This window comes from Paraburkholderia sp. BGA-UO-ETr-F12 (genome assembly GCF_059567945.1).
The window spans coordinates 25,417-41,411 of the sequence record NZ_JCAQOZ010000034.1 but is presented as its reverse complement, the minus strand read 5'-3'; the positions used below and the strand labels follow the sequence as shown (position 1 = coordinate 41,411).

The window sequence follows — 15,995 nt, the reverse complement described above, 5'->3', positions numbered from 1 at the left end:
TTTGAGCCGCTTTCTTTTGCCTACTTTTCTTTGCGGCAGGCAAAGAAAAGTAGGTGCCGCCCCGCACAGGGGCAACGCTAATAGACCACTAACAATTCAAGGAAAGGCCAAAAGACCAACACCAGAACGGACCACTACAACAAGGCAACACCCAAAATCCAGACCAAAAACAAAACCTTCATTTCCTCCGCACAGTAAGTGCGGTCTCAGCCAGATCCACTTCCCGCATGAGCTTATTCAAAGTCTCATCATTAATCTGCTGAGAATTCCGCAGCGCAAGCAGCGCCTTCCTCTCCGCCCGCATAGCCGCCAACTTCATCCGGAACTCCAGCGCATCGGCACGACGCGCCAACTCCCTTGGCTCCTGCTCCTCATCGAGCGTCGCAAGCCGCCGTCGATACACATCCATCACCCTCGCGGTGACATCCGCGGCATACGCGGATGCCGACTCATCGAGATCCGCGCACTGAGTATCGTGCACCTCATCGACAGCGCGGATCGCCGCCTGGGCCGCCGCCGTGCGTGCCATCGCCTCCTCCGCAGCATGCGGATCCTTGCCGCGCCGCCAACCCCGCAACAACAGCGGCAAGGCCACCACCGCCACCAGCAGCGATAAAAGTATCACCCCCGACGCAATGAAAATCGCCAGATCCCGCCCCGGCAGCGGCGCGCCGCCGGGCAACACCTCAGGCAAAGACAACACACCCGCCAGCGTCACCGCGCCACGTACGCCGGCCACTGTCGTCACCGTCACCGTGCGCAAGCCAGGCACGGCGTTCGCCACACCGTGTTTCGCCGCACCGCGGCTCGCGAACCAGCGCAACAGCCACACCCACACGAAGCGCATCGCGTACAGCGCCGCCGCCACCGCGGCAATGTAGCCAATCAGCAAACCCACCTGCGCGTCGCTAGTCTCGTGCGCGTCGAGCAGCGCACGGCCAAGAATGTGCGGGAACTGCAGCCCCAGCAGAATGAACACCATGCCATTGAAGACGAATTCGATCATCGTCCACGTACTGCTGGCCCGCACGCGCGACGACACCGGCCCGACGTTCACTATGCTCGCGTAATTCATCATCATGCCGGCCGCGACCGCAGACAGAATGCCCGACAATTCGAAGCGCTCGGCAATCAGATACGCAGCGAACGGAATCAGCAACGTCATCACGACGCCCGGCGCCGGATCGCCTTCTTCATTGAGACTCAGAAAGCGCGCCGATACGAAGCTGAACGCCCAGCTCACCGCCGCACCCGTCGCCAGGCCGCCCACCGCGATGATCGCGAAGCTGATCGACGCGTCGCGCAACGAAAACACCCCGGTCAGCGCCGCGGCAATCGCGAACTTCAACGCGACCAGGCCCGACGCGTCGTTCATCAACGCCTCGCCTTCGAGAATATGCATCAGCCGCCCGGGAATCCTGCCCTTGCCGGCAATACCGCTGAGCGCAACGGCATCGGTCGGCGACAACACCGCAGCAAGCGCGAAGGCGACCGGCAGCGAGATCGACGGCACCAGCGCATGCACGAAGTAGCCGACGGCCAGCACCGTCATGAAAACCAGCCCGAGGGCCAGCATCAGAATCGAACGGCGCGCCATGAATAATTCGCGCTTGGGAATGCGCCATCCGTCCGCGAACAGCAGCGGCGGAATGAACAGCATCATGAAAATTTCCGGATCGAAGGTGACGTGCAGTCCAAACATCGGCCATGCGAGCAAAGCGCCGATCGCGATCTGAACGAGTGGCAACGGCAACGCAATCGGCAGCATCCGGATAAAGATGCCGGAAGCAGAGACGGCGAGCAAAAGAATCAGTACGGTAAAGACAATATCCATCGGTCTATTTCTGAAGATATAGCGGTGCCGCCTCGGCGAACATTGGCGATGTCACCGCAACCCGGCCACAAGGCGTGCGTGAGAGATAAGACGTGAGACGCAAGACGTAAGGCCGAAGTTTAGCCCGATGATGCGACACCCCCTCGTCAACCCTGCAAGCCCCAGCGCCCTCATCCGGCCAGTCCCCGTGCGCGTCGGCGGCCGGCATCCCGTCAACGCGATGCACCTGAACGGTGCGCGTCACGCCCGCGAGCGGCGCATCGTCCCTTGCGCCGGTGCAGCCGGCTATGCAAATTTCGTTCGAATGTGCGCCAGCGTGCGCATGGAGCTTGCTTAAGGAATATCGATGACGCACATTTTGGGAATCGGTGCCGAGGTTGTTCGCTTTCGCGTCCGGACCGGCCCGGCTCTCGCATGAGAGGATTGCATGACGATCGCGCAACAGGAAAGGACGGCCGCAGCGCCGCATGGTTTCGACGTCGAGGTGACATCGGGGCTCGAACGTTTTTCGGTGCAGCATGGCGAGCTGACGCTGACCAGCGTGTTTCAACCGATTTTCAGCCTCTCGCATATGCGGGCGGTCGGCTACGAAGGCTTGCTGCGCGCGCACGACGCGCTCGACCGGCCAGTGTCGCCGCTTGACGTGTTCGGCGAGGCCGCACGTCTGGGCGACGTGCTGCAAGTCGACCGGCTCGCCCAGACGCTGCATCTGGAGAACTTCAAGGTGCTCGGCGCCGAGCGCGAATGGCTGTTCCTGAACATTCATCCCGGCGCGCTCACCGATCCGTATCTCGCCGCCGCGTTGCTGGCCAATCTCCGGCGCCTCGATCTGTCGCCGCGGCGGATCGTGCTCGAAGTGCTCGAACAGCAGGCGGAAGATCTCGAACGTCTCGTCGAAGCAGTGCGTCAGTTCCGTGAGCGCGGCTTCCTGATCGCGCTCGACGATTTCGGCGCGGGTCACTCGAATGTCGAACGGATCTGGCAATTGAATCCCGATATCGTCAAGCTGGACCGCATCATGCTGTCGCACGCCGCGCATCGTGCGGATATGGCGACTATCCTGCCGGGCCTAGTGGCGCTGCTGCATGAGGCCGGCAAGCTGGTGCTGATCGAAGGCGTCGAAACGGAGCATGAAGCGCAGATGGCGCTCGCCTGCGATGCGGACTTCGTGCAGGGTTTTTTCTTCGGTCGGCCGAATCCTGGCGCGGCCGACGCGGCGCACGCCGCGACTTGCATCAGCGAAGTGACCGACCGTTATCGCGATCAGGCCGAAGCGCGCGAGCGCCGCAATGCGAGCCGTCTCACCCCGTACCTGCGGGCCTTTGAGCGCGCTGCGGAACGGCTTGCCGCCGGCGAGCCGCTCGAGGAAGTGTGCTGGAATTTCCTTGCGCTCGACCATGCCGCACGCTGTTTTCTGCTCGACGCGAAGGGCAAGCAGGCGGGCCGCAATGTCGTGTTGCGCGCCGATCGCGCGGCGCATGAAACGCGCTTTCTGCCGCTGGCCGACGCGCAAGGGGCGAACTGGCTGCGTCGGCCGTATTTCCGTGCGGCGATCAATGCGCCGGAACGCGTGCATGTGACGCGTCCGTATCTGTCGATCAATGAGGCCTTGCCATGCGTGACGCTTTCGATGGCCACGCGCGTTGGCGATCAGACCTGCGTGCTGTGCGGCGATATCGATTGGGTCGAAGAATAGCGGTTCGGATGGGGCGTTCGGGAGAACAAGCGAAGGGGTCCGGTAGTTCAGACCGGAACGGCGAGTGGCGGCAGCCGTGGTTCAGATTGGCAGGACGAGCAGCGGTTCTGCGATCATGTCGTTTTTGACGACCCTCCGCCACGTTTATGTCCGTTCTACTCGAAGTCATCGCAACGACCGTCGCCGACGCCCGGCTTGGCCTTCAGGCGGGCGCGGACCGGCTCGAACTCGTCACCGCGATGGGCGAGGGCGGTCTGACACCGAGTCTTGGCCTGATCGAAGCAGTGGTTGCCGCGTCGGCGCCCGCGCCGGTCAACGTGATAGTACGTCCGCATAGCCGCTCGTTCGTGTACGACGCCGACGACTACGCCGTCATGCTGCGCGACGTGCGTGCCGTCAAAGCGGCCGGCGCGAACGGCGTGGTGATCGGCATGCTGACGGCAGACGATGAGATCGATCGTGAAGGCCTCGCGCGCGCGATCGATGCGGCAGATGGCCTCGCGATCACCTTCCACCGCGCGTTCGACGAAACGCGTGATCTGCAAAAAGCACTCGACGTGCTGCTCGGTTTCGATGCCGTGACGAATGTGCTGACTTCGGGCGGCAAACCTTCGGTGTTGCAAGCGGAGCCCATCGTGCGTGAATTGGTGCGGCAAGCGGCCGGCTCACATTGCACGGTGCTGGCGGGCGCGGGTTTGACCATCGACGCGGTTGCCGGTTTCGTGAGCGCGACGCAAGTTCAGGCGGTTCACTTCGGTTCGGGGGTGCGCGTTGGCGGCAACGGTCTTGCGCCCGTTGAGGCGGAGAAAGTCGCGCAGGTGAGAGCGCTACTGGACCAAAAGCGGAGCTAACTAGTCAGGAAGATAATCGGCGCTCTGGGACGCAGCGCGTAGCAAAACGATCCGGCAGACAATCAACGCTACGAGATGCAACGCGTCGCCAATCCAGCAAGCAAAAAAATGCCGCTTCGAGGTTACACTCGAAGCGGCATTTTTTATCGTACAGCGCGAAAGAACTACTTCGCGACGACCACCGGAATGCCGCGCAACTGACCGGCGCCCTTGACCTCCTCCAACGATTTCTTCACCGACGCGCTGGTCGCCGCTTCGATCTGCAAGCGTGCCGCGAGATCGCGCTCGCCGCGCTTCACGCCGGCCAGATTTGCCAGTTTCACGTGACCGTAACCCCGCACACGCGCATGCAGATCGGCGAGCTTTGCAACGTCCTCGAGATTGTTCACGTTGAGCTTCGAGAGCGCGCGTTGCAACGTCGTTTCATAGTCGTCAGCAAGTTCGCGCTCCATCTTGCGCTCCAGCGTGCGGCCGAACGGATCGAGCATCGTGCCGCGCAAACCGCGGAATTTCGCCATCACGCCGAGCACCGGCCACATCCACTGACCGAAGGTCTTCTTGGTCGGATTGACGCCCGGTTGTGCGCGCGCGAGCGTCGGCGGCGCGAGGTTGAACTTGATGCCGAAGTCCTTGCCCGCGACACCTTCGAATTGCGCTTCCAGTGCTTCACGGAAAGCCGCATCCGTATGCAGACGCGCGACTTCGTATTCGTCCTTCACCGCAAGCAGACGGTAGAACGTCGTCGCCACAGCACGCGTCACGCGCTCGCTCTTTGCATCGACCGCGGTTTCGGCGCGACGCGCCGCGTCGACCAGCGTGCGATATCGCTGCACATAGCGCGCGCCGCCGTAGGTCTGCAGACGGCCTTCGCGATGCGCGATCAGTTCGTCGAGCGTATCGACGCGTACCGCCTGCTTCGCCAGGTGCCGTGCTTGCCACAGCGATTCCAGTGCCGCCGGATCTTCCGCAGCCACACGCCCAATCGAAAATGCCAGTTGGTTCATCTGCACAGCGACGTTGTTCAATTCGATCGCGCGCATCATCGCCGCGAACGACACCGGCACCAGACCGAGTTGCCAGGCATAACCGAGCATCAGAATGTTCGCGCCGATCGTGTCGCCGAGGAAACGCGTGGCGAGTGCCTGAGCGTCGCACGTCGACATGCGCTCTTCACCCGCGGCGTGGCGCATCTTGTCGATCAGGGCATCGGCATGCAGCGTCGCATCGGGATTCTGCACAAAGGTCGCGTTCGGAATGGCGTGCGTGTTGACGACGATGCGCGTGCGGCCATGACGCACCGTTTGCAAGGCATCGGCGCTCGCGCCCACCACCATGTCGCAGGCGAGCAGCACGTCGGCCTGTTGCGTGTCGATACGCACCTGATTGAGCCACTCGTCGCGTGCGGCAAAGCGCACGAACGACAGCACCGAGCCGCCCTTTTGCGCGAAGCCCATGAAGTCGAGCACCGACGCACTCTTGCCTTCCAGGTGCGCGGCCATGCTGATCAGTGCGCCGACCGTCACGACGCCGGTGCCGCCAACGCCCGTCACCAGGATGTCGTACGGCGCGGCATCGAGATGCGTCGCGGGAATCGGCAACGCGTCGACACGGGCAGCGAGCGCGACCGGATCGAACGCGGCGCCCGCGGCCTTCTTCAGCTTGCCGCCTTCCACCGTGACGAAGCTCGGGCAGAAACCGTTCACGCAGGAATAATCCTTGTTGCACGACGATTGATCGATGCGGCGCTTGCGCCCCAACGCGGTCTCAACCGGTTCGACCGACAGACAGTTCGACTGTACGCCGCAATCGCCGCAGCCTTCGCAGACTTCCTCGTTGATGAAAAGACGCTTATCCGGATCGGGAAACTCGCCTTTTTTCCTGCGACGCCGTTTTTCCGCCGCACAGGTCTGGTCGTAGATCAGCACGGTTACGCCGTCGGTGTCGCGCAATTCGCGCTGCACGGTATCCATTTCGCTGCGGTGGTGGAACGTCGTGCCCTTCGGGAACTGGTCGTGATGGCCGTCGTATTTCTCCGGCTCGTCGCTGACCACGACGAAACGCGACACGCCTTCGGCTTCCACCTGACGCGCGATCTGCGGCACGGAGATGCTGCCGTCGACCGGTTGTCCGCCCGTCATCGCGACCGCATCGTTATAGAGAATCTTGTACGTGATGGTGGCTTTCGCGGCGACCGCCTGCCGGATCGCGAGAATACCGGAGTGAAAATAGGTGCCGTCGCCGAGATTCTGGAAGACGTGGCGCGTTTTCGTGAACATCGAATGCGAGGCCCAATCCACACCTTCACCGCCCATCTGAATCAGGCCGGTGGTGTCGCGCTCCATCCACGAGGCCATGAAGTGACAGCCGATCCCCGCGTGCGCGATTGAACCTTCAGGCACTTTGGTCGACGTGTTGTGCGGGCAGCCGGAGCAGAAATACGGCGTACGTTTGACGCTATCCGCGGCATTCGAAAGAATTTGCGGCGCGACCAGATCGACCACACGCTCGCGACGATCGAGCGCCGGCTTGTGCTTCGCGAGCCAGTTCGCGAACACCGGCAGAATGCGCGACGGCCGCAATTCACCCAGCGACGACAGCAGCAACGTGCCGTCCTCGGCGTTCTTGCCGACCACGATCGGCCGCGTGCCTTGCGTGCGGTTGTACAGATAGTCCTTGATCTGCTGCTCGATGACCGGACCCTTCTCTTCGATCACCAGCACTTCCGACAGGCCGGAAACGAACGCGTCGATGCGCGTCATTTCCAATGGGAACGACAAACCGACCTTGTAGATCCGCACACCGGCCGCTTCCAGATCGGCCACCGTCAGATCGAGCCGGCGCAGCGTTTCCATCAGGTCGAGGTGGGCCTTGCCGCAGGTGACGATGCCCACGTTCGCATGCGGACTCGGCGCAATCCATTTGTCGATGCTATTGGTGCGCGCAAAATGACGAACCGCGTCGAGCTTCGCGTGCATGCGCGATTCGATGGTCAGGCTCGGCAGATCGGGCCAGCGGTTATGCAGGCCGCCGGCAGGTGCGGCGAAATCCTGTGGCGGCGCCCATTCGGTTGTCAGCGCATCGAGGTCCACCGTCGAGCCGGACTCGACCGTTTCCGAGATCGCCTTGTAGCCGACCCATGCACCCGAGAAACGGGAAAGCGCCCAGCCATACAGGCCGAACTCGAGCATGTCGGCAATGTTCGACGGATTCACCACCGGCATATGCCATGCCATCAATGCGAAGTCGCTTTGATGCGGCATCGACGACGACACGCAGCCGTGGTCGTCGCCCGCCACCACCAGCACGCCGCCGTGCGGCGACGAGCCGTACGCGTTGCCGTGCTTCAGCGCGTCACCCGCGCGATCCACGCCCGGGCCTTTGCCGTACCACATCGCGAATACGCCTTCGACGGTGCGCTCCGGGTCCGATTCCACTCGCTGCGTGCCGAGCACGGCGGTGCCGCCAAGTTCTTCGTTGATCGCCGGCAAAAAGCGAATATCACTCGCCGTGAGCAGTTTCTTTGCTTTCCATAACTGCTGGTCGACCATGCCGAGCGGCGAGCCGCGATAGCCGCTGATGAAACCGGCGGTGTTCATACCGTGTGCGCGGTCGGCGGCGCGCTGCATCAGCGCAAGTCGCACCAGCGCCTGGGTGCCGGTCAGGAAAATCCGGCCGCGCGTGGCGGTGAGGTTGTCGGACAGCTTGTAGTCGGCGAGAGCGGGCGTGCCGTCGATGGGCAGGCGAGCGGTCATGGGTGAGTCTCCATTGTCGATCGGAGTTGGCGCTTTAGTGCCTTACTCCGATCCCATGCATTAATTGCGTTTTGCATCCGCGCGCCGTGGGTGGGGACCACAAAAGGTGACGCGGCGAAAGAGACTCTATTTTTTAGCGCCAATTGGAGTGAATTTTTTCTACTTGGCGACGCGTTCAACGAAACAGCGCGACGGGTCGCGCTTTTTAATGAAGTTTTGAGATGGATCTGCCACGCAACGGAAGGGTTCGGGTATGCCCTGGTGTGTCGCGTGACGGTGAAATTGGCATCAGCGCGTGCCCAGCCGGCCGTTTCGCGGCCGGCGGGCGAATACCTTTCAAAGCGGCCGGCCTAAGGTTCAGTACTTGGTCCAGACGGCCAGCGCCAGGGCGCCGCCCGAGAGCAACAGCAGCACCACGAATAATGGCAGGATGAACCTGATCCACTGACCGAAGCCGACCCGCGCGGTGGCGAGGTACGCGAGCAGCATCCCCGAGGTCGGTGTGACCATGTTCGTCAAGCCGCCGCCCAACACGAAGGCGAGCACCGAGGTCTGGCCGCTGACGCCGGACAACTGCGCAATCGGTCCGATGATCGGCATGCTGACCGCGGCCTTGCCGGACACGGACGGAATGAACACGTCGAGCACCATCTGCACGGCCATCAGGCCGTTCGCTACCCACACCGCGGATTGGCCGCGCGCGAGTCGCGTGAAATGCTCGATCAGCGTGTCGAGAACTAGACTATTTTGCAGAATCAGTTCGACGGATGCCGCGAGCCCGATCAGCAGGCCGGCGAGAATCATCCCCTTCATGCCGTCGACGAAAGCATCAGCCGCGCTGCGCGAATCGAGCCTGCCCACAGCCGCCGTCACGATGCTGATGAACACGTAGAACGCGGACAACTCCACGTTGCCCCAGTGCAGTTCACGCGTGCCGATCACGAGCATGGCGGCGGCGACGGTCAGCACGATCAGCGTCGCTTTGTGGCGGCCCGACAGCCTGGCTTGCGGATGCTGATCGACGCTTTGACGGGCGACAGCCAGCCGGTAGCCGCTCAAACGTACGTGGGCCAGCAGATACAGAATGCCTAGCGTCAGGAACACAACGAACACGCCGATGCGCATTGCGATTCCGCTAAAGAGCGGCACCCCGACGATCGGCTGCGCGACGGCGAGCGACAGCGGATTGGTCACCGAGGCGATATAACCGACCTTCGCGGCAATCGCGACCAGCCCGACCGCGAACAGGTTCGACAAGCCGAGCCGCCGCGCCAGCACCATCACCATCGGAATGATCACGAGGTATTCGGAGATGAACCCGAGCAGGGTGCTGCCCAGGCCGATCAACACCATCAGCAGCGGCGCCAGCACATACACGTTGCCCGCGGTGAGTTGCAGGAGCCGGTCGATCCCCGCGTCCACGACGCCGGTCTTGCGCATCACGCCGAACATGCCGCCGACGAACATCACCATGAAAATCAGCGGTGCGTTCTTGATGAGACCGTTGGGCACCGCGACGAAGGCCGACACCAGGCTCGCGGGCGCGGCTTGTTCGGGGGTGCTTTTGCTGACGCCGGGCGCGATCAGCGTGGCGAGGCTGTGGCTCTTCGGCACCACCTGATAGGTGCCCGGCACCACCAGCTTGTCGTGACGCTCGAAGCGGCCGGCATCGATCAGATAGGTCATCGCCACGGCGGCGAGCACGACCCAGATCATCATCACCACCGGATGCAGCATCTTACCGTGCGGTTTCTTTTCTTCGCTGCCGCTGCCGGGATGGCTGCCCGGTGGTTGGTCGTCGTCGGCGGTGGGGGCCGCGGGTGGAGCAAGCGTGGTCATGGATGGATTCCTGTCATGCCGGCAGCGGATTCATTTGCGGCGCGGTGTAGCCGAGTTCGGCGGAGATGGTGCGACTGCACGCTTGCAGCCGTTCGAGGTAATCGGGAATCTCGATGCGGCTAATGCGCATTTCGGGTCCCGACACACTGACTGCGGCCACCGCTTCTCCGGTGACGTCACGCACCGGCACCGAGATCGCCACGGCGCCGGCCGTCACTTCGCCCACGCTGACCGCATAGCCTTTGCGTGCGATCGCGTCGAGTTCGTCGGCGAGCTTCATCAGGTCCGGCGGCTGCGGCAGCTTTTTCAGGCGCGCGAAGTATTCGGTCTTGACGGCGTCCGGCGCGAACGCGAGCAGGATCTTGCCGGACGCGCCGCTGTTGAGCGCGCGCCGGTTGCCCACCGCGCCGATGGTGCGCATCTCGTGCGTGCTTTCGCAACGCGCGACGCAGACGGTTTCGAGCCCTTCGCGCACGCGCAGCACGACGTTCTCGTTGATTGCCTGGTTGAGCGCAAGCATGTGCTTTTGCGCCGAGCGCACCAGCGTGTTCTGCTGCGCGGCCGCGACGCCGATCACGAAGGCCTGCGGACCCAGCGCGTAGGTTGAGGCACGCGTGTCCTGCACCACGAAGCGATGCAATTCGAGCGTGCACAGCATGCGATAAGCGCGCGATTTGTTGATGCCGAGTTGGTTGGCGAGTTCGGTGACGCCAAGGCCTGGATGTTCGGCCACGTGGCTTAGCAGCTTGAGTGCGCTGTCGACGGAATCGACGATGTAGTTCACGGTTGTTCCTTCATTCGTTGCGTCATTGAGCCGGATAGGGCCGAGGCGCGGCAAGCTGGGCGCGGACATAGCCGGCGAGCGCGGCGGCGAAAGCGTCGAGGTCGCGCTTGAGCGTGTCGAAGCCGGTGTTTTTGACGAACGCGGCTTCGTCCATGTACAGCGCGCGATTCAGTTCGATCTGGATACTGTGCCTGCGCCGCGCGGGATCGCTGACGGCGGTGAGCAGATCGCCGCCCTGATATGGCTCGTTGATCTGAACGCGATAGCCCGCGCCGCTGAAATAGTCCGCCACCCATTGTGTGAAGGCCGGGTCGGCGGTGGTGCCACGACGGTCGCTGATAACGAAGTCGGGACGTGCCGCGCCGGCGTCGACGTTCATCTCGTTGCCGCGCGATTTCATCGAATGGCAGTCGATGTGCCACAGCGCACCGTGCTGGGCGTAAGCACGCTCGGCGGCGGCGCTGAGCGCGGCACGATAGGGCAAGTAGTACGTGTCGATGCGATGCCGTACTTCGGCGATCGACAGCTTGCGGTCGTACATCGGCACATTCGGCAGCGCGTCGCGCCGGATCAGCCCCATGCCGCGCAACGTGTACTTCTCCGGGGCGAGCGGTTCGGGCCACGGCTCGGCGAGCAATTGCACGTCGATGTCGGTGATCGCCCGGTTCGGGTCGATATAGGCGCGCGGGAAATGTGCGCCGATCAGCACGCCGCCTTGCTCGGGCACGCCGGCCCACAGTTCGTCGACGAATGCGTCCCACGAACTGCGAATCGCGGCGGTCGGCGCGGACGTGCCGAAGTCGGCCGGCAGCGCGATGCCACTGTGCGGCGAATCGAACAGGATCGGTAGCGCAGCCGCAGTGGGTTCCGCGATAAAGAACGGCGCGTTTGCCGGCGCGGCAAAAGTGTTGCTATCGGGCGTCAAAACAAATTCCTTTCGGGTGGCCGACGCGCTTTGAAGGTCGTCGTGGCTTGAGTCAGTGGCTTGCGTGTTTTATTAAATAAAACAGCATATCAATATTTAACGACGAACCTTATTGCCGGTCAAGTCACTCGTCGAAAGCCTTGCAATCTGGGTCATCTATTTTGAAATCCCTGTTGGTCAAGGATTTGCGCGGTGTCACTCAGTAAAACCCCCAGCAGCACGTAATGCCGTCAATGCGGGCAAACCAGTATTTCTACGATACCTTGACCAAGCAATTTTGCATTTCGAATAATAAACGATACGTTGTTTTATTCAATAAAACAAAATGGTCGAGGCAAGCAGGCCATAAGCGATCGGCTTCGACATGACGGTTTCACACACTCATATCAAGGAAATGCAGATGAACAGCAAAGGTCTGGTGATGGCGCTTACAGGTACGGCGATGGGTGCGGTGCTCGCGGTGTCGGGGGGCAAGGCCATGGCGCAGTCGAGCGTGACGCTGTACGGCATCGTCGACTCAGGCATCACCTACACGAGCAACCAGAAAGGCAGCACGACCTGGCAGGCGACCGGCGGCAACGAACAGGGCACACGCTGGGGCATGGTGGGCACGGAGGATCTGGGTGGCGGCACCACGGCGATCTTCAAACTGGAGAACGGCTTCAATATCGAGACCGGCACCGCGAGCGCAAACGGCCGCATGTTCGGCCGTCAGGCGTGGGTGGGATTGTCGAACCAGCGCTGGGGGACTTTCACGATGGGCCGCCAGTACAACGCCGCACAGGATTCGCTGGCGCCGTTGCAGATTGGCGCGAGCACGTCGCTCACGCAGTACGCGCTGCACCCGTTCGACACCGACGACCTGAACAACTCGTTTCGCACCGACAACTCGGTGAAGTACGTGACGCCGAATTTCGCGGGCTTTCAGGGCAATGCGATGTACGGTTTCTCCAATGCGACCAACTTTGCGGCGAACCGCAGCTGGAGCGTCGGCGGCACCTATGCGCACGGTCCGTTGCATCTGGGTGTCGCGTATGTGGTGCTCGATAACCCGGCGCTCGATCCGACCGGTGCGATTCCGTCGGACAACTATTTCACTTTCCTGAAGGGCATCACGAAACAGCAGATCTGGGGCGCGGCCGGTACGTACGACTTCGGCAATGCGACGTTCGGGATGCTGTACACCACCTCGCTGTTCAATCTGCAAACCGGTGCGTCACAGCGCTTCAACAACTACGAAGGCAGTTTCCGTTACCGCTTCACGCCGGCCGTGATGTTCGCGATCGGCGAAACATACACGCAGGTCAATACGACGCAAAGCGCGAAGCCGAGCGTGCATTACCTGCAAACCAGCGCGGGCGTGCAGTACTACCTGTCCAAGCGCACCGATCTGTATGTGAACGCGATCTATCAGCGCTCGTCGTCGAATACGGTGGCAGCGATTGAAGGGATCAGCAATCCGTCGAGCTCGAAGATTCAGGTGGTGGGCGTGGTGGGGATTCGCCACAAGTTCTGACGGAAGCGATTCAGCCGGAGGCCGCGCGGCTTACGATGCAGGGGCTTTCGCCGCCGGCGCGGCAACAGGCGCCGGATCGAGCGGCACGACGTCGTTGAAATGCGAGTAGTCGATATGACTCACGCCGTTTTCCTCATGCATGATGTCGACGTACTTGTACTGCCAGCGGATCTGCTCGCAAGACCACATGTGACGCGCCTGCATGGTCTGCGAGGTCGATTCGTCGACACCTTCAAGCGTGAGCCATAGCGACGCCTCGCGGCCTTTCAAGGTTTCGGCGGTTTCACCGAATAGCGGACTGCTTTCGTCGATGACGTGCATCAGGCTCCAGCCCAGTTTGAACACCGGGTGCTGATTGCGCACTAGCGTGAGGTCGTAGAGCTTGCGCAAGGTAAAGCCTTCGACGGTGGTCTCCAGCCGCAAGAGGCGCAGGTTCGCCCGCGCCTCGGCAATCACGTTCTGACGCGCGTTGGCGGCGCGCACCACCAGCGTCATGCGGCCCTCGAGCGGCCGCACGATCGCGTAGCGGGCGAACATGATCTTGGCGTGCGGGCGTGAAAAGCGCGCGAAGATCAGCCCTGTCGCCAACGCGATACTGGACATGCCGACAAAGATCTCCAGGGTCGCGATCCAATGCGCGTAGACAGTCTGCGGATGCATGTCGCCATAACCGACCGTGGCGAGCGTTTCGACGCTGAAGAAAAACGCGCCGCCGAAACCCGCTGGGAACTGATTGGCGATCGGCGCCGTGCCGAGCATGTAAAGCGACGCGAACACGGTATTGAGCAGCAGGAACAAAACCGCGAGCGAGACAAAGAACGTCGGCCAGCGCACGACCAGTGCGCGGTGGTAGAGATCCTGCCAGAGCGGCGTGGGCATGCCGTGCGTGACCACGACGCGATCGTCCAGGCGCATTTCCCGGCTGCCGCGCGCGCGACGTCTCGGCGCAGGCGTTTCGTCGTCGCCGATGCTGGAAAGACGGTCGGGTGAGTCAGTCGCCATCGCGTGCTCGTGAAGATGGAAAACGCGCAAAGCGTAGCACGCCGGTTAGCGCGCGGAGGGGGATTTTCAGCGCGCTGCAGGGGCGGTGGAGGTGGCGCTGCCCGGCGCTCGACGCGCCTGCGGCAAATGACTCTACGGAAAGGCTCGCGGTTTCGGAATGCCGGCGCCGTGTTCGATGTCGTCGACGGCTTGCTGATGCGCTGCGGCGATGGCTTCGGTTTGATCCGCGTAGCCGTTGTCGCCGCCCACGGTGGTCCACGACTTGACGGCTTTCTCGCGATGCCGGATTTCGTATTCCGCATCCCAGCGCGCACCGCTGAGTTCGAGAGGGCGGACGTGAATCGAGTACACGCCGTAGAGGAAGAGCTGTTCAGCCATGTTCGCCTCCAGCCGGTTGATTCGCAAAAGGCGCCGTGCGATGGGCGCGGCGCCGGGTTGCCTAGAGTTCGATCTCCCCGAGGATGCGGTGGGCGAGGGCTTTGGCTTCCTCCAGCGCTTCCTCCGGCGTGGACGACGTGGCCTCGACCTCGTAGACCGTGGTTTCCTGGTCGGCGCTGGCTTCGCCTTCGTCGCGGGACAAGGTGACGAGGCCCTGCCACGTGTCGCTTTGTACTTGCCTTATCGACGCGGTGGCCGTGTAGATGCCTTTGGTGTAGGTGATGTCCTCCATGGCAACGCTCCTTGTTCCAAAGGGGTGGTTTTTTTCATCCTAGCACGATGATCGCGGTTCGGTTTATCGCGCGCACGGCGCTCGATTTTTTGCAGCCGGTGTCTACCATTGCATTCGCCGACGCTCTTTCCATCGAACTTACAGCCGCACTTATCGCCGCACTTACCGCCGCATCTGCAACCCTACGCGCCTTACAAGGCAAAAAAGCTACAGCAGCGCCACCACCTCGTCCAATGAAGGCGCATGCGCGCCGGCGTGGCGGCAAGCGGCGGCGCCCGCTGCCAACGAAAAGGCAAGATGCTCCGGCCATGCCCGCTGCGGCGCGGTCATCAGGCTGAACAGCAGCCCACCAATCGACGCGTCCCCGGCGCCCACGGTATCGACCACTTCGACCCGAGGCGGCCGGGCTTCCACCACTGTGGCGCCGTCGATCAACATGGACGTCTCCGGTCCACGTGTCACCAGCACGGTAGCGGCGGGATTCATGGCCCGCAACTGCGCAAGCGCGCCGGCCTCGTCGTCCGTCTTGAACAGCATCCGCAAATCCTCGTCCGACACCTTGATCAGGTCGGCCAGCGCGGCCATTTTCCGCAATGTGGGCTCGTAGCCGTGTTCCATCAGGTTCCGATAATTCGGATCGAAACTGATCTTCACGCCGCGCGAACGCAACTCGGCGGCCAGTGCGGCCAGCGTATCGCCGAGCGGCTGACGCACGAGGCTGATGCAACCAAAATGCGCCCACTTCACCTGCTCCATCCAGCCGGCCGGCAGGCGCGCCGGATCGAAGGCCAGGTCGGCGCCGTTCTCGCCCATGAAAAAATACGCCGGCGGATGCGTCTGGTGGACGATCGCCAGCAGAGGCGGCCGTTCCACGCGCTGCATGAAGCGCATGTCGAGCCCTGCGGCAATGCTCGCGTTCCACAGGTCGTCCGAGAAGTTATCGACGCCCAGCGAGCCGGCGCTCGCCGTCGGCAAACCGAGCCGCGCCACGCAGCGCGCGACGTTCCAGCCCGCGCCGCCCGGGCGCGAGAGCCATTGCGAGGCGCCGGTCCGCACGAGGTCGGTGAGGATGTCGCCGGCGGAGACGAAGAGGGGAAATTCAGTGTTCGCGTTCAGGTTGCTCATT

The 15,995-nt window shown here is 62.6% G+C and carries 12 protein-coding genes; 3 read left to right on the top strand and 9 right to left on the bottom strand.

Annotated features, from left to right (window positions below):
* Positions 1-178 precede the first annotated feature (178 nt).
* A complete protein-coding gene (locus AC57B6_RS16515; RefSeq protein ID WP_496421721.1) occupies positions 179-1,834 on the bottom strand; it encodes a Na+/H+ antiporter in 1,656 nt (551 codons plus the stop codon).
* A gap of 427 nt (positions 1,835-2,261) precedes the next feature.
* Between AC57B6_RS16515 and AC57B6_RS16510 the strand changes: the two genes are divergently transcribed.
* Positions 2,262-3,530 (top strand): sensor domain-containing phosphodiesterase, encoded by a 1,269-nt coding sequence (locus tag AC57B6_RS16510; protein WP_028198927.1) that lies wholly within the window; start codon positions 2,262-2,264, stop codon positions 3,528-3,530.
* 146 nt (positions 3,531-3,676) lie between these two features.
* A complete protein-coding gene (locus AC57B6_RS16505) occupies positions 3,677-4,381 on the top strand; it encodes a copper homeostasis protein CutC (protein ID WP_183802736.1) in 705 nt (234 codons plus the stop codon).
* Positions 4,382-4,545: 164 nt separating this feature from the next.
* Here the strand turns inward: AC57B6_RS16505 and AC57B6_RS16500 are convergent, their stop codons facing one another.
* The 4 genes from AC57B6_RS16500 to AC57B6_RS16485 form a co-directional block, all read right to left on the bottom strand.
* Entirely contained in the window at positions 4,546-8,133 is a 3,588-nt protein-coding gene (locus AC57B6_RS16500; RefSeq protein WP_496421720.1) for an indolepyruvate ferredoxin oxidoreductase family protein, read from the bottom strand.
* Positions 8,134-8,490: 357 nt separating this feature from the next.
* Positions 8,491-9,972, bottom strand: coding sequence for a YfcC family protein (locus tag AC57B6_RS16495; protein WP_496421719.1), 1,482 nt, complete (start codon positions 9,970-9,972; stop codon positions 8,491-8,493).
* A gap of 13 nt (positions 9,973-9,985) precedes the next feature.
* Positions 9,986-10,756 carry an IclR family transcriptional regulator gene (locus AC57B6_RS16490; RefSeq protein WP_030100020.1) on the bottom strand — a complete coding sequence of 257 codons (771 nt, stop codon included), beginning with the start codon at positions 10,754-10,756 and terminating at the stop codon, positions 9,986-9,988.
* A 22-nt stretch (positions 10,757-10,778) separates the two neighbouring features.
* Positions 10,779-11,681 (bottom strand): N-formylglutamate amidohydrolase, encoded by a 903-nt coding sequence (locus AC57B6_RS16485; protein ID WP_028198932.1) that lies wholly within the window; start codon positions 11,679-11,681, stop codon positions 10,779-10,781.
* A gap of 400 nt (positions 11,682-12,081) precedes the next feature.
* Between AC57B6_RS16485 and AC57B6_RS16480 the strand changes: the two genes are divergently transcribed.
* Complete coding sequence (locus AC57B6_RS16480) at positions 12,082-13,197, top strand: porin (protein WP_454804914.1); 1,116 nt, start codon at positions 12,082-12,084, stop codon at positions 13,195-13,197.
* A gap of 30 nt (positions 13,198-13,227) precedes the next feature.
* Here AC57B6_RS16480 and AC57B6_RS16475 read toward each other — a convergent pair whose 3' ends face one another.
* The 4 genes from AC57B6_RS16475 to AC57B6_RS16460 form a co-directional block, all read right to left on the bottom strand.
* Positions 13,228-14,199 carry an ion channel gene (locus AC57B6_RS16475; protein WP_106352085.1) on the bottom strand — a complete coding sequence of 324 codons (972 nt, stop codon included), beginning with the start codon at positions 14,197-14,199 and terminating at the stop codon, positions 13,228-13,230.
* A gap of 132 nt (positions 14,200-14,331) precedes the next feature.
* Positions 14,332-14,577, bottom strand: coding sequence for a hypothetical protein (locus AC57B6_RS16470; RefSeq protein ID WP_030100016.1), 246 nt, complete (start codon positions 14,575-14,577; stop codon positions 14,332-14,334).
* Positions 14,578-14,638: 61 nt separating this feature from the next.
* Complete coding sequence (locus tag AC57B6_RS16465; RefSeq protein WP_216751680.1) at positions 14,639-14,869, bottom strand: hypothetical protein; 231 nt, start codon at positions 14,867-14,869, stop codon at positions 14,639-14,641.
* A gap of 207 nt (positions 14,870-15,076) precedes the next feature.
* The gene (locus AC57B6_RS16460; RefSeq protein ID WP_046567063.1) at positions 15,077-15,994 is read right to left on the bottom strand and encodes a carbohydrate kinase family protein; all 918 of its coding nucleotides are present in this window, start codon (positions 15,992-15,994) and stop codon (positions 15,077-15,079) included.
* Position 15,995: the final 1 nt, after the last annotated feature.